The 25896-nt window shown below is 67.5% G+C and carries 19 protein-coding genes and 2 pseudogenes; 6 read left to right on the forward strand and 15 right to left on the reverse strand.

The genetic code is table 11. The annotated features are described in order from the left end of the window. Nucleotides 1-19 precede the first annotated feature (19 nt). The 10 genes and pseudogenes from ACFO0J_RS11975 to ACFO0J_RS12020 form a co-directional block, all read right to left on the reverse strand. A complete protein-coding gene (locus ACFO0J_RS11975; RefSeq protein WP_376813322.1) occupies nucleotides 20-1297 on the reverse strand; it encodes a putative Na+/H+ antiporter in 1278 nt (425 codons plus the stop codon). A gap of 30 nt (nucleotides 1298-1327) precedes the next feature. Next, nucleotides 1328-2941 (reverse strand): GMC family oxidoreductase, encoded by a 1614-nt coding sequence (locus ACFO0J_RS11980; protein WP_376813323.1) that lies wholly within the window; start codon nucleotides 2939-2941, stop codon nucleotides 1328-1330. 123 nt (nucleotides 2942-3064) lie between these two features. Beyond that, entirely contained in the window at nucleotides 3065-4018 is a 954-nt protein-coding gene (gene ubiA / locus ACFO0J_RS11985) for a 4-hydroxybenzoate octaprenyltransferase (protein WP_376813324.1), read from the reverse strand. Beyond that, the gene (locus tag ACFO0J_RS11990) at nucleotides 4015-5220 is read right to left on the reverse strand and encodes an aminotransferase-like domain-containing protein (RefSeq protein WP_376813325.1); all 1206 of its coding nucleotides are present in this window, start codon (nucleotides 5218-5220) and stop codon (nucleotides 4015-4017) included. Before ACFO0J_RS11990 ends, ubiA begins: the two co-directional genes overlap by 4 nt. A 206-nt stretch (nucleotides 5221-5426) precedes the next feature. Continuing rightward, nucleotides 5427-7484 carry an autotransporter outer membrane beta-barrel domain-containing protein gene (locus ACFO0J_RS11995; RefSeq protein WP_376813326.1) on the reverse strand — a complete coding sequence of 686 codons (2058 nt, stop codon included), beginning with the start codon at nucleotides 7482-7484 and terminating at the stop codon, nucleotides 5427-5429. A gap of 110 nt (nucleotides 7485-7594) precedes the next feature. Beyond that, a complete protein-coding gene (locus ACFO0J_RS12000; protein WP_376813327.1) occupies nucleotides 7595-8299 on the reverse strand; it encodes a response regulator transcription factor in 705 nt (234 codons plus the stop codon). Continuing rightward, nucleotides 8284-10182: a sensor histidine kinase gene (locus ACFO0J_RS12005; protein WP_376813328.1), complete on the reverse strand. Its 1899-nt coding sequence runs from the start codon at nucleotides 10180-10182 to the stop codon at nucleotides 8284-8286. The genes ACFO0J_RS12000 and ACFO0J_RS12005 overlap by 16 nt, the downstream gene beginning before the upstream one ends. Nucleotides 10183-10216: 34 nt before the next feature. After that, nucleotides 10217-11092: a peptidoglycan DD-metalloendopeptidase family protein gene (locus ACFO0J_RS12010; protein WP_376813329.1), complete on the reverse strand. Its 876-nt coding sequence runs from the start codon at nucleotides 11090-11092 to the stop codon at nucleotides 10217-10219. Then, nucleotides 11079-13712 (reverse strand): cyanophycin synthetase, encoded by a 2634-nt coding sequence (gene cphA / locus ACFO0J_RS12015; protein ID WP_376813330.1) that lies wholly within the window; start codon nucleotides 13710-13712, stop codon nucleotides 11079-11081. Before cphA ends, ACFO0J_RS12010 begins: the two co-directional genes overlap by 14 nt. 157 nt (nucleotides 13713-13869) lie before the next feature. After that, nucleotides 13870-16008, reverse strand: a pseudogene (locus tag ACFO0J_RS12020) (cyanophycin synthetase); the annotation flags it as partial. A gap of 9 nt (nucleotides 16009-16017) precedes the next feature. On the opposite strand from ACFO0J_RS12020, the gene ACFO0J_RS12025 reads away from it, so the two are divergent. The 3 genes from ACFO0J_RS12025 to ACFO0J_RS12035 all read left to right on the forward strand — a co-directional run bounded on the left by ACFO0J_RS12025 (nucleotide 16018) and on the right by ACFO0J_RS12035 (nucleotide 19062). Further along, nucleotides 16018-16179, forward strand: coding sequence for a hypothetical protein (locus ACFO0J_RS12025; protein WP_376813331.1), 162 nt, complete (start codon nucleotides 16018-16020; stop codon nucleotides 16177-16179). Between the two features lie 74 nt (nucleotides 16180-16253). Continuing rightward, a complete protein-coding gene (locus ACFO0J_RS12030) occupies nucleotides 16254-18512 on the forward strand; it encodes a cyanophycin metabolism-associated ABC transporter (protein ID WP_376813332.1) in 2259 nt (752 codons plus the stop codon). Then, a complete protein-coding gene (locus ACFO0J_RS12035) occupies nucleotides 18502-19062 on the forward strand; it encodes a cyanophycin metabolism-associated DUF1854 family protein (protein ID WP_376813333.1) in 561 nt (186 codons plus the stop codon). The genes ACFO0J_RS12030 and ACFO0J_RS12035 overlap by 11 nt, the downstream gene beginning before the upstream one ends. Nucleotide 19063: 1 nt before the next feature. Here the strand turns inward: ACFO0J_RS12035 and ACFO0J_RS12040 are convergent, their stop codons facing one another. The 4 genes and pseudogenes from ACFO0J_RS12040 to ACFO0J_RS12055 form a co-directional block, all read right to left on the reverse strand. After that, a complete protein-coding gene (locus ACFO0J_RS12040) occupies nucleotides 19064-20185 on the reverse strand; it encodes a hypothetical protein (protein WP_376813334.1) in 1122 nt (373 codons plus the stop codon). Nucleotides 20186-20301: 116 nt separating this feature from the next. Further along, on the reverse strand, nucleotides 20302-21225 hold the full coding sequence (locus tag ACFO0J_RS12045) for a patatin-like phospholipase family protein (protein WP_376813335.1): 924 nt from the start codon (nucleotides 21223-21225) through the stop codon (nucleotides 20302-20304). A 90-nt stretch (nucleotides 21226-21315) separates the two neighbouring features. Beyond that, a pseudogene (locus ACFO0J_RS12050) lies at nucleotides 21316-21441 on the reverse strand (SDR family NAD(P)-dependent oxidoreductase); the annotation flags it as partial. Between the two features lie 12 nt (nucleotides 21442-21453). Further along, a complete protein-coding gene (locus ACFO0J_RS12055) occupies nucleotides 21454-22383 on the reverse strand; it encodes a LysR family transcriptional regulator (protein WP_376813336.1) in 930 nt (309 codons plus the stop codon). Nucleotides 22384-22535: 152 nt separating this feature from the next. On the opposite strand from ACFO0J_RS12055, the gene ACFO0J_RS12060 reads away from it, so the two are divergent. The 3 genes from ACFO0J_RS12060 to ACFO0J_RS12070 are packed head-to-tail and all read left to right on the forward strand — an operon-like array spanning nucleotide 22536 to nucleotide 25354. Further along, complete coding sequence (locus ACFO0J_RS12060) at nucleotides 22536-22955, forward strand: RidA family protein (RefSeq protein ID WP_376813337.1); 420 nt, start codon at nucleotides 22536-22538, stop codon at nucleotides 22953-22955. Nucleotides 22956-23015: 60 nt separating this feature from the next. Then, entirely contained in the window at nucleotides 23016-24683 is a 1668-nt protein-coding gene (locus ACFO0J_RS12065) for an HAL/PAL/TAL family ammonia-lyase (protein ID WP_376813338.1), read from the forward strand. After that, entirely contained in the window at nucleotides 24680-25354 is a 675-nt protein-coding gene (locus ACFO0J_RS12070) for a GntR family transcriptional regulator (RefSeq protein WP_376813339.1), read from the forward strand. The genes ACFO0J_RS12065 and ACFO0J_RS12070 overlap by 4 nt, the downstream gene beginning before the upstream one ends. Nucleotides 25355-25358: 4 nt before the next feature. Here ACFO0J_RS12070 and ssb read toward each other — a convergent pair whose 3' ends face one another. Then, nucleotides 25359-25847, reverse strand: a complete 489-nt coding sequence (ssb, locus tag ACFO0J_RS12075) for a single-stranded DNA-binding protein (protein ID WP_376813340.1) — start codon at nucleotides 25845-25847, stop codon at nucleotides 25359-25361. Nucleotides 25848-25896 lie beyond the last annotated feature (49 nt).

The following is a 25896-nucleotide window of genomic DNA, read 5'->3' on the forward strand; positions in this document are numbered from 1 at the left end:
CTTGGATTTTAATCCTTATTTAGGAGAACGAATTCGGCAGCAGGAACATCACCGCCGCGATCAGCGTCGGCACGGCAGCAGCGCCGAGCAGGCGCAGCGGCGAGATGGTGCCGTCGCCGAAGCAGCCCTTCAGGATGGAGAAGCCGGCCGGGTTCGGCGCATTGGCGATCACGGTCAGACCGCCGCCCGTCACCGCGCCGGCCACCAGCATGTAGCGCCAGAGCTCGCCCGTGCCCTCGACCAGCGAGCCCAGATAGGTCAGGGCCGCGTTGTCGGTGACCGCCGTCAGGGCCGTCGCCCCCAGGTACAGGACGAAGGGCGACAAACCGCCCAGCAGATCCTGGAGCCACCACTGCTGCAGGCCGCCCAGCACCACCAGCCCCGCCAGGAAGAAGCCGACCATCAGGCCTTCGCGCAGCAACAGGGGGGACTGATGCCGCCGGTAGGCATGGGCGTAGCCGATGAACAGCACCAGCAGGGCCATGAAGATCTGCATGTGATGCGAAGACAGCACGACGCCCACCAGGAACAGCACATGCACGGCCATGACCACGGGGGACACCGGCGGGCGGCGCTCGCCCTCGTCTTCCTGGACGCCGATGCTGCCGTTGAGCAGGAAGCGCCGGCAGATCAGTGTCAGGATCAGGCCATTGAGCAGCACGGCAACCACCGCGCGCCAGCCGAAATGGGTCGCCATGAAGGCCGTGTCCCAGCCGAAGGTCTGGGCCACCATCAGCACCGGCGGCGCGGCGTAGGCCGTCAGCACCCCGCCGATGGACACGTTGACGAACAGCACGCCGACGGTCAGGTATTTGAAGCCGTCCTGGCCCTGCCGGCAGAAATAGGCCTGGCGCAACAGCAGGGCCGCCAGGGTCATGGCGGCCGGTTCCGTGATCAGCGAACCGGCCAGCGGCACCAGCGTCATGATGACGAAGAAGCGCGACAGCTCACGGGCCACCGGCAGCAGCCGTGAGACCAGATCGACCAGGATGCGGACCAGCTCGATGATGGGCCGGCTGGCCGCCACCACCATGATCACGAAGACGAAGGCCGGCTCGGTGAAGTTGCGCGTATCGAGGTATTCGACCGCCCCCTTCACCCCCAAGGTCAAGCCCATCCACACGAACAGCACACAGGCCCAGACGCCGAACACGGCCTCGACCTCGGACAACAGGTGCCACAAACCGGCATGCGTGCCGCCCCGGTTGGCCAGACGGGCGAAAACGGGGACGGAGAAAGTGTGAATGATGGCGATGGCAAACAGAATGCTTGCCACGACCTCGGTATGACTGACCATGTCCGGGTCCTGTATGAAAGGCTAAGGGGATCAGGCGCTGCCCAGGATCAGGCGCGCGCCCTTTTCGGCAATCATGATCGTCGGCGAATTGGTATTGCCCGAGGTGATGACCGGCATGATGGATGCGTCGATCACCCGCAGACTTTCGAGGCCCCGGACACGCAGTTCCGGGTCCACTACCGCCAACGGATCGACGCCCATTTTACATGTCCCCACCGGATGGAAAATGGTGGTGCCGATATCGCCTGCCGCAGCCTCCAGCGCCTGCTGGGTCTGGACCGTTTCGCCCGGCAGATATTCGCTGGGGTGATAGCGCGCCAGGGCGGGCTGGGCCATGATGCGCCGCGTCAGTCGCAGGGCATCGGCCGCCACGGCGCGGTCTTCCGGGGTCTGCAGATAATTGCAGAGGATGTCCGGCGCATCGGCGGCATTGGGCGAGACGATGCGCACGTAGCCCCGGCTGCCGGGCTGCAGATTGCAGACCGAGGCCGTCAGCGCCGGGAAGTCGTGCAGCGGATCGCCGAACTTGTCCAGCGACAGGGGCTGCACGTGGTATTCCAGATTGGGGCGGGGCCGCGACGGATCGGAGCGCGCGAAGGCCCCCAGTTGCGAGGGCGCCATGGACAGCGGCCCGCTGCGGAACAAAGCGTATTGCAGGCCCATCGAGGCCTTGCCCCACCAGGAATGCGCCAAAGTATTCAGGGTGCGGGCGCCTTGCAGGCGGTAGATCGTGCGTAATTGCAGATGGTCCTGCAGGTTCTCGCCCACACCGGGCAGGTCCAGCACCATCGGGATACCGAGTTTGCGCAGGCGTTCGGCGGGGCCGACGCCGGACACCTGCAGCAACTGCGGCGATCCGATCGCCCCGGCCGCCAGGATCAGTTCCCGCCGCGCCACGGCCTGCAGGCGACGGCCGTCCACCACACAATCGACGCCGGTCGCGCGGCGTCCGGAAAAACGGATGCGCTCGACCCGGGCGCCGGTCATCACGCGCAAGGTGTCCCGGTGCATGACGGGGCGCAGAAAGGCCTTGGACGCGTTCCAGCGCACGCCCCGGCGCTGGTTGACCTCGAAATAATTGCAGCCGGCGTTGTCGCCCCGGTTGAAGTCGTCGGTGCGTTCGATGCCCGCCTGGGCGGCGGCTTCACGGAAAGCGTCCAGCACCTCCCAGCGCAAGCGCTGGGGCTCGACCCGCCAGGTGCCCGAGGCGCCGTGAAATTCGCCGGCCCCGGCGTGGTGGTCTTCGACGTCGCGGAACAGCGGCAGCACGTCGTCCCAGGCCCAGCCCGGATTGCCCAGCGCCACCCAGCCGTCGTAATCGGCGGCCTGGCCCCGCAGATAGAGCATGCCGTTGATCGAAGACGAACCGCCCAGCACCCGGCCGCGCGGATAGCCCAGTGATCGGTAGTTCAGGCCCGGATCGGGCTGAGTGTGATAGCACCAGTCCGTGCGCGGATTGCCGATGCAATACAAATAGCCGACGGGAATGTGGATCCAGCGCCAGTCGTCGGCGCCGCCCGCCTCCAGCAGCAGGACCCGGTGTTCACGCGACAGGCGGTTGGCCAGCAAGCAGCCGGCTGAACCGGCCCCCACGATGACATAATCGAATTCCAGCGGGGCGGCGTCCGGCGTTTCTGCGGTCATGGTGTTCGTCTCCTGCGGGGCCGTCGAGCGGCCTCGTCATTTTGGAAACAGTCTATCCGCAACGCCGGAGCGGCGCCAGAGAGGCCGCAGAATCGCCTGCAGCCGCGCCCCCCGCCTGCCCCTCTATAGCCAGGGCCGCAGCACCGTACCGGCCAACGCGGCCGCGATCAGCAGCACGCCCACCTGCATATTGGAACGGAACAGGCGCAGCCCGCGTTCCGGGTGACGCACGTCGAAGACGCACATCTGCCAGATGAAATGCGCGATGATGACGGCCATGACCAGGTAGTAGGGCCAATCCAGGCCCATGCCCCAGCCGGCCGCCAGCCACAAGGCCGCCGTGGCGGCGTACATGCCGCCGATCCAGACCTTGCCCTGGTCGCCGAACCGCATGGCGACCGATTTCAGGCCCAGCATGCGGTCATCGCGCAGATCGATGTAGGCGTAGATGGCGTCGTAGCCGATCTGCCACAACACCGCGCCAAACCACATGGCCACGGCGGTCCAGGGCACGATGTCGCGCGTGTCGGACCAGGCCATCAGCATGCCCCAGTTGAAGGCCGCCCCCAGCACGGCCTGCGGCCAGTAGGTGTAGCGCTTGCACAAGGGATAGATCACCACCAGCGGCATCAGCGCCAGGGCCAGCCAGCGGCTATAGGCATTGATGGCCAGCAGCAGGCTGGCGCTGACCAGGATCTGCGCGGCAGCGAACCACAGCGCCGCCCGCAGCGTGAGCTGGCCGCTGGTCAGGGGGCGAAAACGGGTGCGTTCGACGCGGTGATCGAAATCCCGGTCGAAGATATCGTTGAAAGTGCAGCCCACGCCGCGCATCAGCAGCGCGCCCAGCGAGAATATGACGAGGCGCCACAGCGTCGGCCAGCCATCAGCCGCCTGCACCAGCGCGGCCAGCGCCGGCAGCAAGGTCAGCCAGGTGCCGACGGGCCGGTCCAGCCGGCACAGACGCGCATACGGCCCCCAGGACGCGGGCAGCCAGCGGGCCACCCAGTCATCGAAACGCATGTCCGACAGGTCGGGACCAGTCCGCTCCGTGCCGGTGGGGGTGCCGCCTGCCGTCATCCGCGCGCGGGCGCCGGACCGATCAGTTCGCCCAGCGTGCGCACGCCGGCGCGGATGCGGTCCTCGGGCACGGTGACGAAACTGAGGCGCAGGGTGTTGGTCGGCGCATTCACCGCATAGAACGGCGCGCCCGGCACGAAGGCCACATTGCGCTGGATCGCCGCCTGCAGCAATTGCGTGGTGTCGATGGAGTCACGCAGCGTGACCCAGATGAACATGCCGCCTTCGGGGCGCGTCCAGTGGGCGTCGGACGGGAAATATTCCTGCAGGGCGTCGAGCATATAGCCGCATTGGCGTTGGTAAAGCTCGCGCACTTTCGGCAAATGTTCACGCAGGAAGCCGCTGCGCACGGCCTCGTACACCGCCATCTGGGTCACCGACGCGGTGTGCAGGTCGGTGGCCTGCTTGATCTGCACCAGCTTGGAGATGATGTGGCGCGGCGCCACGACGTAGCCCAGACGCATGCCGGGCGCCAGCACCTTGGAGAACGTGCCCAGGCGGATGACGGTCGCGCCCACAGGGCGGCCCAGTTCGAGCAGGCCGGGCTGCGGCTCGCCCGCGTAGCGCAGTTCGCCGTAGGGGTCGTCCTCGATGATGGGCAGGCCCGCGCGGGCGCAGCGTTCGACCAGGGCCTGGCGGCGCGCCTGATCCAGCGTCAGGCCGGTAGGGTTCTGGAAATTGGGCAGCACGTAGATGAAGCGCGCATCGCGCACCAGATCGTCGCTCAGGGCGTCGGGCACCAGGCCCAGCGCGTCGGTGGGCACGGCCCGGTATTCCGGCTGGAATTGGGAAAACGACTGCAAGGCGCCCAGGTAGCTGGGGGCCTCGACCAGCACGGGCGAGCCCTCGTCGATGAACAACTTGCCCAGCATGTCCAGCGCCTGCTGCGAACCCGACACGATCAGGACTTCTTCGGGATCGATGGTCAGCCCCGGACGCGACAGATCCTGGGCCACCCACTCGCGCAAAGGCGTGTAGCCTTCGGTGCGGCCGTACTGCAGCGCCGTGGCGCCCTGGGTGGCCAACACTTTGTCAAAGGCCGCCCGCAGCTCGGGAACCGGAAAGCCCGCAGGCGAAGGCAGGCCGCCGGCAAACGAGGTGACCTCGGGCCGTTCGGTGATCTTGAGGATTTCGCGGATGGCCGAACTGGTCAGCTGATTGGCGCGTTGGGAAAAAAGCGTGCGGGAAACGGACGTGTCCATGATTGATTCCGAATGGGAGCCTGCCTTGTGGGCCGGTCGATTGGAAAACGCCGGCCAGCCCGGATCCGCGGGCGGTCGGCGCAGATGAAGCCTTATATATTAAATCAAGCGCGACCGGGTCGCCATGGCCATGCGTCTATAAAACACGCCCGGACACGGAAAATCCCAGGGGGCTGCTCCATCCAGGCAGGCAAAGGTAGAGGCCGTTAAAACACCCACATCAGCTTCGCCGTTCCGCCCAAGCCTTCGCGCATGCCGGTATAGGCTTGCACGCCCAGGCCCACGGTCAGCGGGCCGTCGGCTTTGGGCTTCATGTCGAAGCCCAGCTCGAACACGCCGGTGTCGCCTTTCAGGCTGGGCGAAGGCGTGTCCAAGCCATAGGTCGTGGCGCGGGCTTTGCCGTCGAATTCGTGTTCCCAGGCCGCGCCGACGTAGGCGGTGATCTGCTCGGTCATGGCGCGGTTCACGCGCACGCCCAGGCGGGTGCGGAAGGAGTCCATGGCCTTGAAGGTGTAGGGGTCGCCCGCAATCGCCACGGAATCGCTGTCCTGGTGCGTCCAGAAACCCTTGGCGTAGGCATCCAGCGAGGTCTTTTCGTTCAGCGGCAGAAGGTAGCCGGCGCCCAGGTGGGCGCCATAGTACAGAGCGGAGGTGTCGTAGGATGCGTCCTTGCTGCCGATCATGTCGCGGCTGCGCCAGTCGGAGGACACCTGGCCGACGCGCAGCGAGCCTTCGGCATAAGGACCGGCCTGGCCCGCGCCCGCCCAGTCGCGGCGCAGCAGCACGCCGCCGCCGAAGTAATGGCTCTTGCCGGAGCCGTGCACGGCGGGTTGGCTGGAGAAGCGGTTGTAGGTGTCGTAGCGGCCATAGCCGCCCTCTAGGAAGACACCGGCCATCCACTGGCCGGTCGCGGCCTGATAGCGTTTGGCCGCGCCGAGCATGACGCTCAGACCCGTGGTGTCCACGTGGGAACCGGAGTGGTAGCGGGATGTGCCGCCGGCAGTAGCGCCGAAGGTGGCGGCGCCGCTGACGCCTTCAGTGGCCGCCGCAGCGCGCGCCATGCCGGCGCCGCCGGCCAGGTCACCGGCTTGCGAAGCCAGGGCCATGGTGCCGGCGCGGCCTTCTACGGGGGCCTTGGTTTGCTCCAGGACGGTCGCGCCGCTGCCGCCTGGCTCGCCGGAGGCGACGGTGGCATAGAGCTTTTTCTTGTCGTCCGACACGGAGACATCGAAGGCGTATCCCAAGGACACCCCCTGATAGCCCGTCATGCCGGCACGCTGGATTGAAGCGTCCGTGGTCAGGCCGCTGTCGTTACGAATCAGGGTCACCTGATCGTCCTTGCGCAGCACGTTGCCGCCCGCCGCCAAAGCGACGCCGATTTTGGCGTTGGTCAGGTCAGTGCCCGCCGTATCGTTCAGGGTCAGGGCCGTGGCGCCCGCCGTCACGTCGGCGGGCAGGATGAAGTGGTATTCCTGGAAATCCCGGACGTTCTTCGCCGTCAGGCCGGTCGTGCGGATTTCCAGGACATTGCCGGAACTGGTGCCCGCGCCGCCCGGGGTGACGAACCCGCCATACAGGACGCTGTTCGTCAGCGTGGGCGCACCGTCCAGGACGATGCGGTTGCCGGACAGACGACCGCTCCGGCTGACACCGCCATAGACATCCCCCTGGATCGTGGCGGCGCCACTGACCAGAACGCGGTTATCACTGACGTCGCCGGTATAGCTATAGCCGCCTCTGACGGAACCGTTGACGACGCCACCCGAAATCGCGACCCGATTCCCGGTCGCGGGCCCGCTCTCGCTGTGCCCTCCTTCCACCCAGCTTGCAATGCCTCCGCCGGTATTCACGGTGCCGCCGATCATGATGACCTGATTGCCCGTCACCAGGCCGCTGTCTGACAGTCCGCCGATCACTCCGGCGCCCACGCCCCCGGACTGCATGATGACCTGGTTCCCGGTGACGGTTTCACTGCCGGTGCCATAGGCACCCACCACCAGCCCCCCAGCGCCATCGATGATCGTCACGCGCCTGTTCTCGAGCTCGCCCGAGCCGGCGCCGCAGGCGCCCAGGTAACTGTTATCCGGCGCGACATTCGACGCTGCACCGCACGAGGGGGCATAGCTCTCGTGGTACCAGCTCCCGCCCGTATTCAGACTGTCTGCGGCCTGCACCGGCAGACTGAACGCCAACGCAACGGCCAGCGCCAGCGCGTGCGGCGGCCCTAGACGCTCATTGCACGCAGTGTGGTGAATGCGGTTCATGCGGTCCTCGTCCCGTCCGGTCCAACCATGTGATCGGTCGAGTGTAGGAAGGGCGCGCGCAAAAACCTTGCAAAAGATTACAACCGTCTCAAGCCGCAAACAGCTCGGCTTTATGGGCGATCGATCACGACGGCACAGCCGAGCTGGTAGCCGTATTTGCGAATGGCGATCAAGGGATGGTCGGCCGCACCGACCCTCACCAGCTTGCGGCGCAAGCGGCTCATCGGCACTTCCAGCGCGTTTTTGCCCGGAGTGTCCAGCCAACCCAGCTGGTCCAGCAATTGCCAGGTCTCCAGGCGCCGGCCCGGCGCGCGCACCAGCGCGGCGAGCAGGGTCGCCTCTTGCGAGGTCAGCGGCGTCTCACCGGCCGGACCGCGCAGCCGCATCCGCTGCAGGTCCAGGCTGAACCCCTGGGGCGGCAGAGACTGCAATGGCTGCACGCCCGGCAGCCGTTTGCCCAGCGCAGCCACCGAGGCACACAGTTCCTCCACCGACACCGGCTTGGTCAGGTAGACGTCGGCTCCGCTTTCGTAGGCGCCCAGCTTTTGATCCAGCCGATCGCGCACGCTGACGACGATGACGCCCAGGCCGGGGTGAGACTGCTTCAGGCGCCGCGCCAGGCTCAGGCCGTCCTCGCCCGGCAGGTTGATATCCACCACGATCAGGTCGATGGCCTGGCTGCCCAGGCATTCCTGCAGGGACTCGGCGCTCTCGACCCCGGTCACGCGGTGTCCGTGGCTTTTCAGCGCCTCGACGGTGATGAAGCGCAGCGCTTCGTGGTCCTCGACCACGACGATGTTCAGGCAGGTATCCATAAGGTGAAACGTGCGCGCTGATGGACCGGTTCGTAGACCAGTCGGCCGGCCAGGCGATCAGCCAAGTGGCGGATCAGGTACAAGCCCAGACCCGAGCCGGTGTATTGATGGGCGTGGGGGCTGCGATAGTACTTGTCGAACAAGCGATCCGGGTCGGGCAGCCCGGCCGGGCCGGGCGGATTGTCGATGATGAAGCGCACATGCGGCCGGCCATCCAGCGCATGCAGCTCGAGGCGGCATTCGATGGTCGAACCGGACGCGGAATACTTGAGCGCGTTGTCGATCAGATTGGACAGAATGATCTTCAGCAGATGCCGGTCGCTCTCGATCGTGGGCAGCGGTTCGGCGGACAGTCCGATCCGCGCCGGCGTCCGGCAGGAGGCCAGGGTTTCGGCCAGCAGTTCGTCCAGGCGGCACGGCTCCAGGCGCGGCGCGAAACGGCCCTGCTCCAACTGGTCCAATTGCCGGCAGCGTTCGACCACCGCGTCCATGTCGGCCAGCGTCGCCAGCGCGTGGCGCCGGCTGTCGTCGGATGCATCGGGCAACTGCAACACCAGCTTCGCCGCCGCGATCGGCGTTTTCAATTCATGCGTCAGCATGTCCATGAAGCGGGCCTGTTCGTCGGCGCGCTGGCGCTCCGCGTCGAGCAGTTCCCGGGTCACTGCCGTATCCGTCTCGGCGCGCTGCCGCGCTTCGGACAGGCCGCGGATACGCAGGTGCAGGATGGCGCCCATCACCAGCGCGGCCACCACGCCCTGGCTCAGCGGCGCATCGACGATCCACTCAACGCGCGAGGACAACAAGCCGACCAGCGGCAGCATCATGATGCACAGCGCGAGCGCTTGCAGCCAGACCAGTCGGCCGACGATGCGGCGCTCCCGCTCGGGGCCGCCCCGCATCGACAGCGCGATCAGGGGCGCCGCCAGCGCGAGCATCAGGACGATGTTGCTGCTGATCTGCAGCGCGAGCCGGGCCTGCCCGAGGGCCAGCAGACACAGATTGACGACACACAGCAGCATCGCGGCATCGAGCAGGCGCACCCCCAGGGTTGATGCGGCGTAGCCCCGGAACATGGCGCGATAGAACAGCACGCCGCTGAACACGCTGAACAGCACCAGAATGCTGGTCAGCGTGTCGCCCCACTGCGCCTGCCCGGCGGGCATGAAATGCGCCAGATAGCCGTTCAAGGCAATGAATGACGCCGTCTGCGCCCCCAGATACAGCAGGAACACCGCTGCCAGACGCGAGCGCAGACCGATCAGCCCGTACAGCGCCAGCACGGCCATCGCCAGCATGACACCCAGGTACGCCATATGGATGAAGTGGCGGTTCAGATCGTCGGCGCGCGCCTCGGCGGGCGTCAGCGCCTGCACGGCCAGCAGCGCGCTGCTGGTGGTCTGCAGGCGCAGGTAGTAGGTGGTTTCGGCCTGCAAGGGCTCCATGCCGAACCCCAGGGTCGTCGCCGGGCGATCCGCGTTCACGTGACGATCACCGGTCAGACGCTCGAGCCAGGTCCCCGGATGCCCAGGATCAGGCGCATACAGCGCGACCTCATCCAGAAACGTCGGCCGGATGCGCAGTTCAAAACGGTCGCCGTCCGGCGGCGGACGTACGGTGATGCGCAGCCAGTGCGCGGCGTCCGAGAAACCGGCCACCAGGATGGGGCCCGCGGTCTTGAAACGCCCCGCCTCCCAGGCCGCCGCAGCGTCCTGGATCTCCAGGCTGCCGCCGGGATCCGTCATCACGGCCCGCGACGTGACCAGGTCGTCGGCATAGGCCGGCGCGCCCCACACCGCCACCCACACGGCCAGCAGCAGGCCGATGCAGCGGACGCGAATCGAACAGACATGAACCGATCGCATGAGGCGCAGGGAGTGGAGCATGGATCGGATCATGTCGAGTCCCGGCGCGCCCGCCCTACGGCCGCTTCGCCGCGCCGATGAAAATCGCGGGATCCACCCGCGCGTCGTTCAGGCTGACGTTCCAGTGCAGATGCGGCCCGGTGGCGCGGCCGGTGGCGCCCACCTTGCCCACCACGGCGCCGCGTGCGACTTCGTCGCCGACCTTCACGCCGATCACCGACAAATGGCAGAACATGCTGATGAAGCCCTGCCCGTGATCGACGAACACGGTCTTGCCGTTGAAGAAATAATCCCCCACCAGGACCACGCGGCCGGCGGCCGGCGCCTTGACGGGGGTGCCGGCCGGCACGGCGAAATCCAGCCCGGAATGCGGGTTGCGCTCTTCGCCGTTAAAGAAGCGCCGCAAGCCGAACGGGCTGGACAGACGTCCGCCGACGGGCCGGTCCAGCAGCACGTTGCTGGGCACGACACCGTCCCGGTAGCTGCGGTAGGCGTCCGTTTGCAAGGCGAGTTCGCGTTCGATCCGCTTCAGGTCTTCAGGATCGGGCGTGACCTGACGACGGTTCTTCAGCGTGATGTGCTGGGCCGCGTATTCCTTGGCGCGGACCTGGAACGCAGCCTCGGGGCCGCCTTGCACCTGCAGAGTCTGACGGCCCGGCTTGGTGCTCAGGGGGATGCCCACCAGGGCGATCCACTGCTTGTCGCTGTCGCGGATCACCATGACGCGCCGCCCCTGATAGCTGGCCGGCGGCGCTCGATCGGCCGCCCCCAGGGGCACCGCCGCCACGCCGCCCGGCACGGGCACGTTGAGCGTGCGCGCGACATAGCCCTGCGCATTGGCCGGCACGGCCCCCAACAGGGTCACGACCCACAGCGCCAGACCGATGGCCAGACGCGACAGACTTGAACGACGGATACTACGGATAGGCATGCGCGCGCACTTGTTCCTCTTTGGCGGGAATTGTATCCATAAGCGCGTCGCCCCGGGGTTCGACCCGCCGGGCGATGTGGGCCAGGGCCTCCTCGACCTGATCGATCAGGACCAGGCACAGGTCGCCGGGCTCCAGGGCGTCCAGCGCGGTGTCGATGGCCAGGAATTCGCCGTGGATCTCCTGCAAGCGGCTCATGCGCCGGGCCGCGCCCAAGCCCTCGCGCAGCAAGGCCAGGACCTCTCCATCGCCGCGTCCGCGCTGGCACTGGTCCTGGTACAGGACGACCGAGTCGAACACGTCGCCCAGGATTTCCGTCTGGCGGCGGATGTCCTGGTCGCGCCGGTCCCCCGCCCCGCTGATCACCACGGTGCGGCGGCGCGCAGGCATGGCCTCGACGGCCTCGACCAGCGCCAGGATCGCGTCCGGGTTGTGGCCGTAGTCGGCGATCAGCGTGGCGCCCCGATGCTCGAACACATTGAAGCGGCCCGGAACAGTCCCGGCATCGCTGACGAAGGACGCCAGACCCGCCTGGATGCGCACCCAGTCCACGCCCATGGCCCAGGCCGCCGCAGCGGCCGCCATGGCGTTCTCGACCTGAAAGCCGATGCTGCCCGCGCGGGTCAGGGGCACGGCCGCGAGCTCGATGCGCGTTTCGAGGCCGTCTTCCGCGAACACCAGATCGCCCTGATGCACGAACACCACCCGGCCGCCTTGCGCCCGGTGGGTCTCGATCACCGGATGGCGGCCATCCCTGGCGAAGAAAATGATCTGGCCGGGACAACTGGATGCCATCTGGGCGACGATGGGGTCCTGGGCATTGAGGACGGCCGTGCCCGTCGGCGCCACGTTCTCGACGATCACGCGCTTGACGATGGCCAGGTCCTCGACCGTGCTGATGTAGTTCAGGCCCAGATGGTCGCCGACCCCGAGATTGGTCACCACGGCCACGTCGCAGCGGTCGAAGCCCAGGCCCTCGCGCAGGATGCCGCCGCGCGCGGTCTCGAAGACCGCCATGTCCACGTCCGGGTGCAGCAGCACGTTGCGCGCGCTGCGCGGGCCGCTGCAGTCGCCTGCGTCGATGCGCCGGGCGCCGATGTAGACGCCGTCGGAATTGGTCATGCCCACGCAGGCGCCCGACTGGGCGCACAGATGCGCGAGCAGGCGCACGGTCGTGGTCTTGCCGTTGGTGCCGGTCACCGCCGCCACCGGCACCCGGCCGTTGTCGCTCGCGGGGTACATCATGTCGATGATGGCGGCGCCTACGTCGCGCCCCGTGCCGAAGGACGGACTCAGGTGCATGCGCAGGCCGGGCGCCGCGTTGACCTCGACGAAGCAGCCGGTCTCCGGCGTCAGCGGCTGGTAGACGTTGCGGCTCACCAGATCGATGCCGCAGACGTCCAGGCCCACCATGCGCGCCGCCGTCACGGCGCTGGCCGCCAGGTCCGGATGCACATGGTCGGTCACGTCCGTGGCGGACCCGCCCGTGCTCAGGTTGGCGTTGTTGCGCAACACCACGCAGACACCGGGCGCCGGCACCGAGTCGGGGCCGCAGCCCTGGGCGGCCATCGTTTGCAGGGCGATCTCATCGAGCCGGATGCGCGTCAGCGACGTGCCGTGGCCCTCGCCGCGCAGCGGGTCCTGGTTGATCTGCTCGACCAGCTCCGCGATGGTGCGATGACCGTCGCCCACCACCTGCGGCGGATCGCGCCGCGCCGCGGCGACCAGGCGGTCGCCCACCACCAGCAGGCGGAAATCGTGGCCGGGGAAATAGCTTTCGACCAGCACGCCCGAACCGTGGGCGCGCGCCACGGCGTAGGCGGCCATCACCGGCTCACGGCCTTGCACGTTCACCGCCACGCCCTTGCCCTGATTGCCGTCCAGCGGCTTGACCACGACCGGCCCGCCGATCTCCTGGGCGGCGGCCCAGGCGTCTTCGGCATCGTCCACGCAGCGGCCCCGGGGGACGGAAACGCCGGCCGAGGCCAGCAGTGATTTGGTCAGGGCCTTGTCCTGGGCGATGGACTCGGCAATGGCGCCGCTGGCGTCAGTCTCGGCCGCCTGGATGCGGCGCTGGCGGCGGCCCCAGCCGAACTGCACCAGACTGCCTTCGGTCAGCCGCCGATAGGGGATGCCCCGGCGCGCGGCGGCCTGCACGATGGAGCCGGTGCTGGGTCCCAGCCGCACGTCTTCATACAGGGCTTTCAGCTCGGCGATCACCGGCCCCACCTCAAAGGGCTCGTCGCGCAGCGTGGCCATGCACAGGGCCAGAGCCTGGTCGAACGCCAGCCGGCCGACATCCTCCTCGACGTACTCGATCACCACCTGGTAGATGCCTGCGTCCAGGGTCTGCGCACTGCGGCAGAAGGCGACCGGGCAGCCTGCCTGGGTCTGCAACCGCAAGGCGGCGACCGCCAGGATGTGTGCCAGCGAATGGTTGCCCTCCAGGCCCGGGGGCCGCGGCAGGTCAATGTCCGGAAAGCGCGCGCGCAAGCGCGTTTCGAACGCCTCCATATCGCCGATCGCGCGCTCGCTCTCGGAGCAGGCGACGACGGCCTCGATCGCCGTCTGGCGCGACCACAGATTGGGCCCGCGCAGGGCGCGTACTCGGGAGACTTCCATGATGACCAATGTCCTCGGAGGGTAGAGTGGCCGACGGACGTCCCGCCGGACCGGGAAAAATTCAGGGTCGGTGTGTCCGTGCCATCAAGGCCGCATCCGGGCGCGCCAGGTCTCAGGCGGCGAGCGGGGTCGGGGTCTCGCCCGGCTGCACCCGGGCGTTCCAGGTTCTCAGGCCGATGCGCATGCGCTCGACATCCAGGCCCAGGGCCCAGACCACGGCCAGCGCCGCCAGCACGGGCGCAGGACCGTCGGCGTCGATCGCCGGGGCGAGTTCGTCGAGACCGATCACCGGGATCTGGATGCCGCCCTCGATCAGCACCGCCACGCCGCCCAGCACGGACACGGCGCGACCGCCGCCTTCCAGGTGGGCACGCAGCGCGCCGCCATCCGCATCCAGCCCGTAGAACAGCACGCCGCCATCGCACAGCGGCGCCAGTTCCACCGCCATGGGATCGTCGGCGTTCAGGACGGCCGCCCCGTCCCGCAGGACCACGTCCACCTGGGTGCGGAAGATCCGCGCCAGTTGCTCCGGCGCTTCCATGTAGAACTCCGGCCAGGTGACGTCCGGAGCGATGCCGGTGACGACGCCGATCTGGCAGCGGTCGTAGGCCAGGCCCTCGCCCAGGATAGCGCGGCCGCCGTTCTCGATCACGGCATATTCAACCGCCCGGTTCAGCAGGACGCGGCGCGCCGCCTCCCAGTGGGCGGAATCCTGCGTCGTGACCTGGGCCGCCCCCATGAACAGCCCTTCGGACGAGGCCAGGCCGACCGCGCGCCCGGTCAGGCGCAGCAGGTGGGCCACCAGATGCGCAACCGGCGTGGTGCCCCGGCTGCCGCTGATCCCGATCACCGGGATGCGCCCATCCTCGGGCGCGGGAAACAGATCGTCGATGATGGCCTGGCCGACCGGCCGGGGCTTGCCTGCGGCGGGCTTCAGGTGCATCAACAGGCCGGGACCGGCGTTGACCTCGACGATGGCCGCCCGCTGCTCGGCCATGGGCCGGGAAATGTCGAGCGCCACCAGATCGATGCCGGCGATGTCCAGCCCGACCACGCGGGCCGCCAGCGCCACCTGCTCGGCCACGTCGGGATGCACCTCGTCGGTGACGTCGATGGCCACGTTGCCGCTGCGCTGCACAAGCACCGCGCGGCCGCGCTCGGGGACGGCGTCGCCGTGCAGGCCCTGGCGTTCCAGTTCCAGACGGGCCGCCGAATCCAGGCGGATGAAGTTCAGGGGATGGTCTTCGTCGCGGCCCCGCCGCGGGTCGGAATTGAGCTGGTTCTCGATCAGTTGCAGCACGGTGGATGCGCCATCGCCCACCACCATCGCGGCCTCGCCGCGCGCGGCGGCTACCATGCGCCCGCCCACCACCAGCAGGCGGTGCTCGTCGCCCTGGATGAAGCGTTCGACCATGACGCCGCTGCCCTCGTCCACCGCCACGGCATAGGCGGCCTCGATCTGTTCACGCGTGTTCAGGCAGGTGAACACGCCGCGTCCATGATTGCCGTCCGACGGCTTGACCACCACCGGCAGCCCCAGGTCCTGCGCCACGTCCCAGGCGTCGGCGGCGCTGTCCACCAGGCGGCCTTCGGGTACGGGTACGCCGCAGGATTGCAGCAGCCGGCGGGTCAGGTCCTTGTCGCGCGAGATGCTTTCCGCAATGGCGCTGGTACGGCTGGTCTCCGCCGTCCAGATCCGCTGCTGGCGGGCGCCGTAGCCCAACTGCAGCAGATTGGCGTCGCTCAGGCGGATCGCCGGAATGTCGCGGTCGTCGGCCGCATCCACGATGCAGGCCGTGCTGGGTCCGAGGCTGAGGGAGTCGGCCAGGTCCTTCAGGCGCTCGATCGCGCCGGCCACGTCGAAAGGCCGGTCCTCGATAGCGGCCATCACCAGGTCGCGCGCGGCATACAGCGCCTCGCGCGTCAGGGGCTCATGCCAAGCGCGCACGATGACCTTGTAGACGCCTCGCAACGGTGTTTCCCGCGCGCGTCCCAGCCCGCCCGGCATGCCGGCCAGGCTTTGCAGTTCCAGCGTGACGTGTTCCAGGATGTGGGCCGGCCAGGTGCCCTCGCGCACGCGCTTGAGGAACCCGCCGCGTTCGCCCACGCTGCAGCGGTGCTCGACCAGGGACGGCAGCCAGGCGCTCAGGCGTTCGTAGAAACCGGGGATGAGATTGGACGGACAATCCTCGAGATCGTGGATGTCCACCAGCGCCTCGATGACGGGTCGGTAGGCCCAGATGTTCGGCCCCCTCAGATGCACCATATTGAGAAACTCAATATTCTTTTCGTTCATGATCGAACCATGCGTCAAGGTGCCGGGGCCGGCGAAAGCGGTCACCTTTTTTGGAGACCGCTGAAAAACATCGGCACACATATTAATCTCGCTGTTATTGCGCAGTACAGAAAAAAAGTTGAAAATTGTGACGCGATTTTCCCTGCTGAAAGCCTCCTGAACGCAGCCTGACAGGCCCCTGAACGCCGCCCGATCTCAATCCCGATCCGCGACCCTTTTCTTCCCCTTCCCGACCCCCCTCGTTCATGCCGGGCTTCCCCACCGATTCTTCATCAGCCGATCCCTATCCGCTGGGCTTGCCCGAGCCGTGGCGCACGGTTCTGGCCACGCAACTGACCACCGATGAACGTGTCCTGGGCTGGCTGCGCACCGACCTGGACGCCCACCTGCGCTACGGTGACGGGCTGATCGTCCTGACCGACCGCCGCTGGCTGGCCTGCGGGGCGGATGCCCAGGCCAGCCGGTCCTGGCCGCTGCGCCCCGACCTGGAGGCGCGGCTGCACGACTACGCCGGCGTGGGCAGCCTGGAGCTGACCGACGCCCATGCCCGCCTGGCGCGCTGGCGCTACACGCTGGAACGCCAGCCCGAAGCCCAGCGCCTGGTGGCCGCCTGGCAGGCCCTGCGCGAACCGGCGCCACCCGGCGCGGTCCCCGGCACGCCCGAGGCGCCCGCCGCCGACCCCGGGCCGGCCGCGCCGCGCGCCAGTTCCCTGTTCCGTCTGTGGCGCTTTGCCCGTCCCTACAGCCGGCAACTGACCGTCGGCCTGCTCCTGACACTGGCGGCCACGGCAGCCTCGCTGGTTCCGCCCTACCTGACCATGCCGTTGATGGACGACGTGCTGATCCCGTTCCAGAACGGGGTCCCGATCGACTACCACCGGGTGACGCTTTACCTGGGCGGCCTGCTGGCGTCCTCGATCCTCGCCTGGGGCTTGGGCTGGGCGCGCAGCGCCATCCTCGCCTGGGTCAGCGAACGCATCGGCGCCGATCTGCGCACCGCCACCTACCAGCACCTGCAGCAACTGTCCCTGCAGTATTTCGGCGGCAAGCGCACCGGCGACCTGATCGCCCGCATCGGCTCGGAGTCCGACCGCATCTGCCTGTTCCTGTCCCTGCACCTGCTGGACTTCTTCACCGACGTGCTGATGATCGTGATGACGGCCGCCGTGCTGCTGGCGATCGATCCGCTGCTGGCGCTGGCGACCCTGGCGCCGCTGCCGCTGATTCTGTGGATGATCCACTGGGTCCGCGATCGCCTGCGCCACGGCTTTGAAAAGGCCGACCGCGTCTGGTCGGAGATCACCAACGTGCTCGCCGACACCATCCCCGGCATCCGCGTGGTCAAGGCCTTCGCCCAGGAGCGCCGGGAAGTCGCGCGTTTCCGTGAAGCCAACGACCGCAACCTGGTGATCAACGACCGCGTCAACGCCCTCTGGTCGCTGTTCACACCCACGGTCACGCTGCTGACGGAACTGGGCCTGCTGGTGGTGTGGATCTTCGGCATCTGGCTGGTGTCCCGGGGTTCGATCACGGTCGGCGTGCTGACCGCGTTTCTGGCCTACATCAGCCGCTTCTACGTGCGCCTGGACTCCATGAGCCGCATCGTCTCGACCACCCAGCGGGCTGCGGCGGGCGCCAAGCGCATCTTCGACATCCTCGACCACGTCTCCAGCGTGCCGGAGCCCGCCGCGCCGCACCGCGCCGAGCACGTCGCGGGCCGCATCGAACTCAGCCACGTCAGCTTCCGCTACGGCAGCCGCACGGTGATCCACGACCTGAGCCTGGACATCGCCCCGGGCGAGATGGTCGGCCTGGTCGGCCACAGCGGCTCGGGCAAGAGCACCCTGGTCAACCTGATCTGCCGTTTCTACGACGTATCCGGCGGGGTGATCCGCCTGGACGGCACGGACATCCGCCGCTATGCCATCGCCGACTACCGCCGCCGCATCGGCCTGGTGCTGCAGGAACCCTTTCTGTTCTACGGCACGGTGGCGGAAAACATCGCCTACGGCCGCCCCGACGCCGGCCGCGCGGAGATCGTCGCCGCCGCCCGCGCCGCCCATGCCCACGAATTCATTCTGCGCCTGCCGCAGGGCTACGACTCCCTGGTCGGCGAGCGCGGACAGGCCCTGTCCGGCGGCGAGCGCCAGCGTATCTCCATCGCCCGCGCGCTGCTGATCGACCCGCCCATTCTGATCCTGGACGAAGCCACGTCCTCGGTGGACACCACCACCGAAAACGAAATCCAGAAGGCGCTGGACAATCTGGTGCGCGGCCGCACGACGATCTCCATCGCCCACCGCCTGAGCACGCTGCGCGAGGCCGACCGTCTGGTCGTCATGGATCGGGGCCGGATCGTGGAGATCGGCCGCCACGAGGAACTGCTGGCCCGCGACGGCGCCTATGCCCGACTGCACCGCGCCCAGCAGCAGGGCGAGTCCCCGGCCGCACCGCCCGGCTGGGACGAAACCGATGACATTGACGAGGCCCTGGATGCGTCCTGATCCCGTTCCACCTGCGCCTGTTTCGCCTGCGCCTGTTTCGTCCGCAACTGCCGAGGGCACCCTGCGCGGGAGCAAGCCGCCCGCCGTCCGCCCCGACTGGTCACTGACGCGCGACGCCTACGGCAGGCTGGTGCTGGTCCGCCCCGGGCATCACGACGCGCCGGTGACGCCGGTGCGCAGTTTCCCCATCCACGCGCCGGACGAGAGCATCGCCCTGGTCGGCGCCCAGGGCCAGGAACTGGCCTGGATCGAGCGCCTGGACGCGCTGCCGGCCGACACGGGCCGCCTGGTGGACGAGGAACTGGCCCAGCGGGAATTCCGGCCGGAAATCCTGCGCATCCGCCATGCCTCGACCTGGGCGACGCCCAGCCACTGGGACGTGGACACGGACCGGGGGCCAACCCGGCTGACGCTGAAGGCCGAAGAAGACATCCGCCGCCTGACGGCCGGCGCCCTGTTGATCGCCGACGCCCACGGCGTGCAGTTCCTGGTGCGCGACATGATGGCGCTGGACAAGACCAGCCGCCGGATTCTGGACCACTTTTTGTAGTTCAGGCCGTGGCGGCCAGGCTCGGCAGCCCCAGATCCCAAGTGCCCGGCAGCAGGCAGCGCAACGCCTCGCGCGAGGCGTCGATACAGCCGCCCTCGGCATAGACGCCGCCCGGATCGCGCAGACGCATCATGCGTGACAAGATGCGCGATGTCGCCGCCGGGTCGGCCAGGGATTCCGCCACCCGCGCATCGACCACCGACTCATCCATCCACGGCCGGGCGCCGTCGTGCCGCAGACCGTCGCGCCAGTGGTAGAGCTCTACGCACTTCGACGCCAGGGTATAAGGCTGGCCGGGCTTCCAGAAGTTCGTGAAACGGCCCGAGCCCAGGTAGAACACCCAGGACCCCTCGTAGCCCTCGACTTCGGCCGAGGCGGCGTCCGGATTGCGGAACCACAGCCGGTCGCCCGGAACGTAGTAACGGGGCGGCAGCGGCGCCTGCAGCGACCCGTATTCCCGCAGGAACACGTCATGAAAGGCGCCCGACTGGATCGCCCTGGTGCGCCATTGGCACTGCAGCACCCCCAGCGCCGCCGGGTGGCTTTCAGCCAGTTCCTGGGCCAGCGCCAGCAGCAGCACGTATTCCGTCGCCCGGTAGCATGAAAAGGAAAATAGCCGGCCCGACACATCCGGCCACAAGGTGCGCTCCAGCGAAGGAATCAGTTCGTAGCCGGGCTTCAGCACGAAACCGGTCTCCTCGGTCCAGGACCAGCACTCGGGCCGCTCGGCCTGCTCGGTGTCAAAAGCCAGCACGGTGCGCCGCGCAGCCTGGACGATGCGGCGGCGTACACGCACGGCGGCGGCCAGTTCGTCCGCGCTGGGGAATTCGAACCGCAGCGGCGAGCCCAGCAGGGTGACGAAGATCTCTTTTTCCAGATCGGTGTCGCGCGCGTCCGGGTCCAGCCCCAGGGCCTGCGCGATCCCCGTCGTGTCGCCGCCAGGCATCCAGCGCTCGACTGCGCTCCGGCTCAGCCGCAGGTCCCGATACGCCCCCAGGGCGTCGATCCCATGCGTTTCCTCGACCGCGCCGGCCCAGCGATCATCGGACAGCCAGACCGACAGGCCCCGGACGCCCTCGCCCGCCAAAGGGCCCCGGATACGCACACCCTCAATCGCACTCACGGTGCCCGCCTTCGCTGGAAATGGAAAAACAACATGCTAAAGAGAAGCGGACGGAGCGAACGTAACCGATGGATACTGGGTCCTTTGGGGTGCGGCACACCGGCCTGCCCGGAGACTTACAAGGCCTTGCCGACCACGTCCCGCAGTTCCGGCAGCACCCGCCGCGCGGCCCGTTCGCCCTCGTCGATCGCGCCGGCGGCGCGGTGATAGTCCATCAGGGCGAAATCCGCCAGCCGGGGCCGGATCAGCACGTCCGCCGGTTCTCCCGCGAGGCGGCTGCGCGTGATGCGCACCTGCATGATGTTCAGGCTAATGCTCAGCACATCGAAGATCGACGGCATGTCGGGCGCCGTCGGCGTGCCGCCCTTGCCGCCCCCGAAACCCAGCGGCAGCCTGCTCAGCATCGAGGCGAGCGCGCCGGAAGGCGGCGTCTCGGACGCGCCGGGTTCCGCCGGCGGCGCTTCCGGTTCGAGACGCCGTCCGATCAGATCCGAATTCAGATCCACCGCGATGACGATGTCCGCCCCCATCGCGCGGCACAGAGACACGGGCACCGGATTCACCAGGGCGCCGTCGACCAGCAGGCGGTCCTCGCGCCGCGCAGGCGTGAACAGGCCCGGCAAGGCGGCGGAGGCCCGCACCGCATCGATGACGGAGCCCTCGCGCAGCCAGACCTCGCGCCCGGACACCAGTTCCGTGGCCACCGCCCCGTAGGCCTTGGGCAGGCTGTCGATCGTCTTGTCGTCCAGATGCGAGCGCAGAAAGGAAAACAGCCGCTCGCCAGGGATCAGCCCGCCGCTGACGGTGAAATCCAGCAGGCCCACGACGCCCTGCCAGGTCAGCCCCCGCACCCAGGCCTCGAACTTTTCCAGTTGCCCGTCCGCGTAGGCCGCGCCGACCAGCGCGCCGATCGAGGTCCCGCAGACGATATCCGGTGCAATGCCGGCCGATTCCAGGATGCGGATGACGCCAATGTGCGACCAGCCGCGCGCCGACCCGCTGCCGAGAGCCAGTCCAATCCGAGGGCGGGATGTGCGCATGGGAACTCCTTTTCAGTGAGATCGTAGGCAATCAAGAGGCGAGTTTCAAGAACCGCTTGTGGAAGACAAACCCGCAGCACCCGCACGCTTCACGGTGATGCCGCGCGGACCGAAATCACGAGCCAAGCCTCGGGCCAATCCCTGCAGCGCCGATTTGCTGAGCGCATACGCGGCCATGCCAGGCACGGGCATCCGGTCTCCATTCACCGACCCGATGATGAGGCAGAACTATTCGATCTGATCGCCGCGCTTGCTGGCGATCAGGGCGGCGATATGCTCGGCGGTCCAATCGACGAATGCCTCCAGCCTGGCGCTCATGCGCCGACTCGGATGAAACACGGCGTGTAGAGGCATGGGATCGAGCTGCCAGTCCGTCAGCAGCCGCACCAGCGCACCCTGCGCCACAGCGTCACTAGCCATATAGTCCGGCAGCCAGACCACCCCCAGGCCCGCCACACCCGCCGCAAGGTAGGCATTGCCGTCATCCACAGCCAGACGATGCGTGCTGCGCACATGGACAAGCTCCTGGCCTCGACGCATCGCGTAGGGGAAGTGCTGGTTTTTGTGGGCCCACAGGTAACCGACGACCTGATGGGGGGATGCTTCCAGTTCGCCTGGATGGGTCGGTTGTCCGGCGCGGCGCACGTATTCAGGCGAGGCATAGGTCTGCAGGCGCAGTTCACCCAAGCGTTTGGCAACCAGTGACTGATCGGAGATCGGGCCGCCGCGGATGACGCAGTCGACGTTCTCGTCCAGCAGGTCGACCGTCCGGTCGCTGACCCGCATGATGACCTGGATGCGGGGGTAGCGCGCATGAAACGCAGGCAGGGCGGGGATCAGGATCATCCTGGCCAGCGGGCTGGGCACATCGACACGCAACGGCCCCTCGGCCAGCCAGTGCGCCTGCGCGACGCTGTTTTCCGCATCTTCAACGTCTGCCAATAACCGGATTACCCGTGCGTAGAATGCGGCGCCGGCGTCCGTCACCTTGACCTTGCGCGTGGTCCTGCTGAGCAGTTTCACCTGCAGGCGCGACTCCAGCTGCTGCACCCATTGCGTGACCGTCGTCCGGCTGACGCGCATCGTTTCGGCCGCTTTGGTGAAGCTGCCTGTCTCTACGACGCGCGCAAACGCCTGCATGGTGTCAAAGCGATCCATGATTCATCTGAAAATTTTGACAGTCATTGTTTGGATTTTACAAACACAGATGAATCCATGGAGAGGTTTATCGGTCTCGCGCAGCGCACTAGAGTGACTGCTTTGTTTTCCATGACGGACGGCCGTGCGCCGTCAAGCGAGAGACATGAGCCATGAGCACATCCCGTGACGTTGTATTTCCGATGGGCCGTCAGGCCCTGTATGAGCGCAACCGCTACTCCCCCGCTGTCCGCTCGAACGGATTCCTCTTCGTATCAGGCCAGGTCGGCAGCCGCGATGATGGGTCAGTAGAGCCGGAACTGGAGACACAGATCCGCCGCGCCTTTGACAACCTCGACGCGGTGCTCCAGGCCGCCGGCTGCACATTCGACGACGTGGTCGATGTCACCGTGTTTCTTGTGGACCCGGAGTCCACGCTCGACACGGTCTGGAAAGTGCTGCCGGAATACTGGGGCGATGCCCCTCATCCTGCCTTGACGGGGATCGGCGTCACCTGGCTGTACGGCTTCCAGTTCGAGATCAAGGTGATCGCCCGTTTGCCAGACGCCATCGAGCTTGAAAAGGGCCTTTGATTTGTACCACACAAGATCGATTTCATAGATAATCTACTATTTCAGCACTGGAGATTCAACATGAAATCGCGCACAGTCATTCTGGACGGCGCCGGCTTGAGTGCTGATGCCGTCGTCGCCGTCGCGCGGCACGGCGCGGTCGTTGAACTCGCAGACACCGCCCGCGCGGCGCTGGCCGAGACGCGCCAGTACATCGAAGCGCACTGGCTGCAGGAAGACGCCCCCCTGATGTATGCCTTCAACACCGGCGTGGGCGCGCTCAAGAGTCAGCGCATTGCACCGGATGAGATCTCCACCTTCCAGGCGAGCCTGATCCGTTCGCACTCGGCCGGCACGGGCGAACCCATGCCTGCCGAAGTCGTTCGCGCCATGATGGTCTTGCGCGCCAATGCCTTCGCCAGCAACCATTCAGGCGTGCGCGTCGAGATACTGGATCGGCTCATCGCGATGCTCAACCTGGGCATCACACCCGTTGTGGCGTCCAAGGGCAGCGTCGGCGCGAGCGGCGATCTCGCGCCCCTGGCCCTGATGAGCGGGGCGCTGATGGGGCTGCCGCAGAGCCGGGTGACGTTCCGCGGCGAGGAAATGCCCGCGTCACACGCCTTTGAACTTGCCGGCCTTGCACCAACCCTGGACGTTCAGGCCAAGGACGCGACGGCCCTGATCAACGGCGCGACGGCCTCGCTCGCCTATGCCGTGCTCACGGCTCACGATGCGCGTGAGCTGTTGACCCACGCCACGATTTCGATGGCGATGTCCTTAGAGGCGCTGCGCGGTGAACTGTCGTGCTTCGAGGATCGCGTCATGCAAGCGCGTCCGCATCGCGGCCAGCGACAGGTCGCTGCGGCGATTCGACGGCTGGTGGCCGGCAGCCAGCGCTGCACCGAGCCGGCGCGGCAAGTGCGCTTGCGCAGCACGCCCGGGCTTGACGACGGCCCGAAAAGCGGCACGCCTCATGCGCCGCCGCTCGCGCCGCGCATCCAGGACGTCTATTCGCTGCGTTGCGTGCCCCAGGTCCACGGGCCGGTGCTCGATGCGCTCGACTATGTCGACGGCATCCTTGCAACCGAGATGAACAGTGCGACGGACAACCCCCTCATCTTTCCGCAAGCCGAAGGCTACGCCATTATTTCGGGCGGGAACTTCCACGGGCAGTACATCGCCCAGGCCATGGATCTGCTCGCGCTGGCAGTGACGGACCTGTCGGCCATCTGTGATCGGCGCAGCGCACGCCTGATCGACCCGGCCTGCAACTTCGGCTTGCCGGCCAATCTGATCGCTCAACGGCCGGGCATCAACACCGGCTTCGCGGTGGCCCAGAGCATGGGCACTGGCCTGGTGCTGGAAAACATGGGCTTGTGCAGTCCCGCCAGCGCCACCAGCCTGCCCGCCAAAGGCAACACCGAGGATCACATCAGCAACTCGTGCTTCGCCGCACGGCGCACGCGCACCGTGGTCGAGAACGCGCAGGCAATCGTGGCTGTTGAACTGCTGCTCGCTGCGCAGGCCCTGGATCTGGCCGACCGCGACTTGTCGGCCTTTCCCGTGGGCGCCGGGACGGCGGCCGCTCAATCGGCGGTACGCGCCATCGTGCCCGCCATGCTGGCCGATGACCGTTGGCTTCACGATGATCTTGAGCGGCTCAAGGCGCTGCTGACCAGCGACCAACTGCGCGCCGCCGTTCAAGCCGCCTGCGGCCCCCTCTGGCAGGCTCAGGAGACCGCATGACGATGCCGGACGACGACACCTTGCCCGCGCGCATCGCGCGCACGCTGGTGGATCGCATCGTCACGGGGCAATTGCGCCCCGGCGAGAGGGTCAGGCAGGATGCCCTGGCCGCCGAGTTTGGCGCCAGCCATGTGCCGGTCAGGGAAGCCTTCCGTCAGGTGGAGGCGCGCGGCCTGCTGGTGAGCGAGCCTCGCAAGGGCGTGCGCGTGAGTTTGCTGGATGAAGCTTCCGTCGTGGAGATCAGCCACATGCGGGGTGCGCTGGAGCCCCTGGCCTTGCGCCACGCCATGCCCGTCATGACGGCGGCCGACATCGAACTCGCCCAGGCCGCGATCCATTCGGGCGCCCAGGCGCAGAGCATGCAGGATTGGGAAGCCGCCAACCGCGCCTTCCACATGGCGTTGTACCGGCCCTGCGCCATGCCCCGTCTGCTCGCCAGCATCGACATGCTGCACGAATCGCGCACGCGCTATATGTACGCTACCGCGTCCTGCGTGGCCTGGGATCCAGGCTCGCAGCGCGAGCACCGGCAACTGCTCTCTGCCGTACGCAAAGGCGATGTCGAACGGGCCTGCCGGCTGCTGGAGGCGCACATCGCCGACGCCGGGGAGACCCTGATACAGGGTCTGGAGGCCTGGCGTTCAATCGCCGCCAGGAATCCGGTCAGGTGAACCTTCAGAACGGAATATCGTCGTCCATATCGCCCAGGTTGCTGGCCGGGGCCGCCGCCGGGGCGGCGGGACGCGGCTGCTGCTGTTGCGGCGCGCGGCGGGCCGGCGGCTGGGAGAAGCCGCCCGAATCGCCGCCGCCCATCTCGCCGCCGCCTTCGCGGCCGCCCAGCATCTGCATCTGGTCAGCGACGATTTCGGTGCTGTAACGATCAGCGCCGGTTTCCTTGTCCTGCCACTTGCGGGTCTTGAGGCGGCCTTCGACGTAGACCGAGCGGCCTTTCTTCAGGTATTCGCCGGCGATTTCAGCCAGGCGGTTGTAGAACACCACGCGGTGCCATTCGGTTTCTTCGCGGCGGTCGCCGGAGGCCTTGTCCTTCCATTGGGACGTGGTGGCGATGGACACGTTGCAGATGGCGGCGCCGTCCGGGCTGTAGCGGACTTCGGGGTCGCGCCCCAGGTTGCCGACGAGGATGACTTTGTTGACGGAGGCCATGGTGGAAAATCCTGTAGTTGAACGATGTGGCTGCCATTATCGTGGACGA

Origin of the sequence: Castellaniella hirudinis, from assembly GCF_042651965.1 — a bacterium.
GTDB lineage: Bacteria > Pseudomonadota > Gammaproteobacteria > Burkholderiales > Burkholderiaceae_B > Castellaniella > Castellaniella hirudinis.

Coding starts and splice junctions, on each gene's coding strand:
- ACFO0J_RS11975 (WP_376813322.1), bottom strand. CDS start 1,297: ATGGTCAGTCATACCGAGGTCGTGGCAAGCATTCTGTTTGCCATCGCC.
- ACFO0J_RS11980 (WP_376813323.1), bottom strand. CDS start 2,941: ATGACCGCAGAAACGCCGGACGCCGCCCCGCTGGAATTCGATTATGTC.
- ubiA (WP_376813324.1), bottom strand. CDS start 4,018: ATGACGGCAGGCGGCACCCCCACCGGCACGGAGCGGACTGGTCCCGAC.
- ACFO0J_RS11990 (WP_376813325.1), bottom strand. CDS start 5,220: ATGGACACGTCCGTTTCCCGCACGCTTTTTTCCCAACGCGCCAATCAG.
- ACFO0J_RS11995 (WP_376813326.1), bottom strand. CDS start 7,484: ATGAACCGCATTCACCACACTGCGTGCAATGAGCGTCTAGGGCCGCCG.
- ACFO0J_RS12000 (WP_376813327.1), bottom strand. CDS start 8,299: ATGGATACCTGCCTGAACATCGTCGTGGTCGAGGACCACGAAGCGCTG.
- ACFO0J_RS12005 (WP_376813328.1), bottom strand. CDS start 10,182: ATGCTCCACTCCCTGCGCCTCATGCGATCGGTTCATGTCTGTTCGATT.
- ACFO0J_RS12010 (WP_376813329.1), bottom strand. CDS start 11,092: ATGCCTATCCGTAGTATCCGTCGTTCAAGTCTGTCGCGTCTGGCCATC.
- cphA (WP_376813330.1), bottom strand. CDS start 13,712: ATGGAAGTCTCCCGAGTACGCGCCCTGCGCGGGCCCAATCTGTGGTCG.
- ACFO0J_RS12025 (WP_376813331.1), top strand. CDS start 16,018: ATGCGTCAAGGTGCCGGGGCCGGCGAAAGCGGTCACCTTTTTTGGAGA.
- ACFO0J_RS12030 (WP_376813332.1), top strand. CDS start 16,254: ATGCCGGGCTTCCCCACCGATTCTTCATCAGCCGATCCCTATCCGCTG.
- ACFO0J_RS12035 (WP_376813333.1), top strand. CDS start 18,502: ATGCGTCCTGATCCCGTTCCACCTGCGCCTGTTTCGCCTGCGCCTGTT.
- ACFO0J_RS12045 (WP_376813335.1), bottom strand. CDS start 21,225: ATGCGCACATCCCGCCCTCGGATTGGACTGGCTCTCGGCAGCGGGTCG.
- ACFO0J_RS12055 (WP_376813336.1), bottom strand. CDS start 22,383: ATGGATCGCTTTGACACCATGCAGGCGTTTGCGCGCGTCGTAGAGACA.
- ACFO0J_RS12060 (WP_376813337.1), top strand. CDS start 22,536: ATGAGCACATCCCGTGACGTTGTATTTCCGATGGGCCGTCAGGCCCTG.
- ACFO0J_RS12065 (WP_376813338.1), top strand. CDS start 23,016: ATGAAATCGCGCACAGTCATTCTGGACGGCGCCGGCTTGAGTGCTGAT.
- ACFO0J_RS12070 (WP_376813339.1), top strand. CDS start 24,680: ATGACGATGCCGGACGACGACACCTTGCCCGCGCGCATCGCGCGCACG.
- ssb (WP_376813340.1), bottom strand. CDS start 25,847: ATGGCCTCCGTCAACAAAGTCATCCTCGTCGGCAACCTGGGGCGCGAC.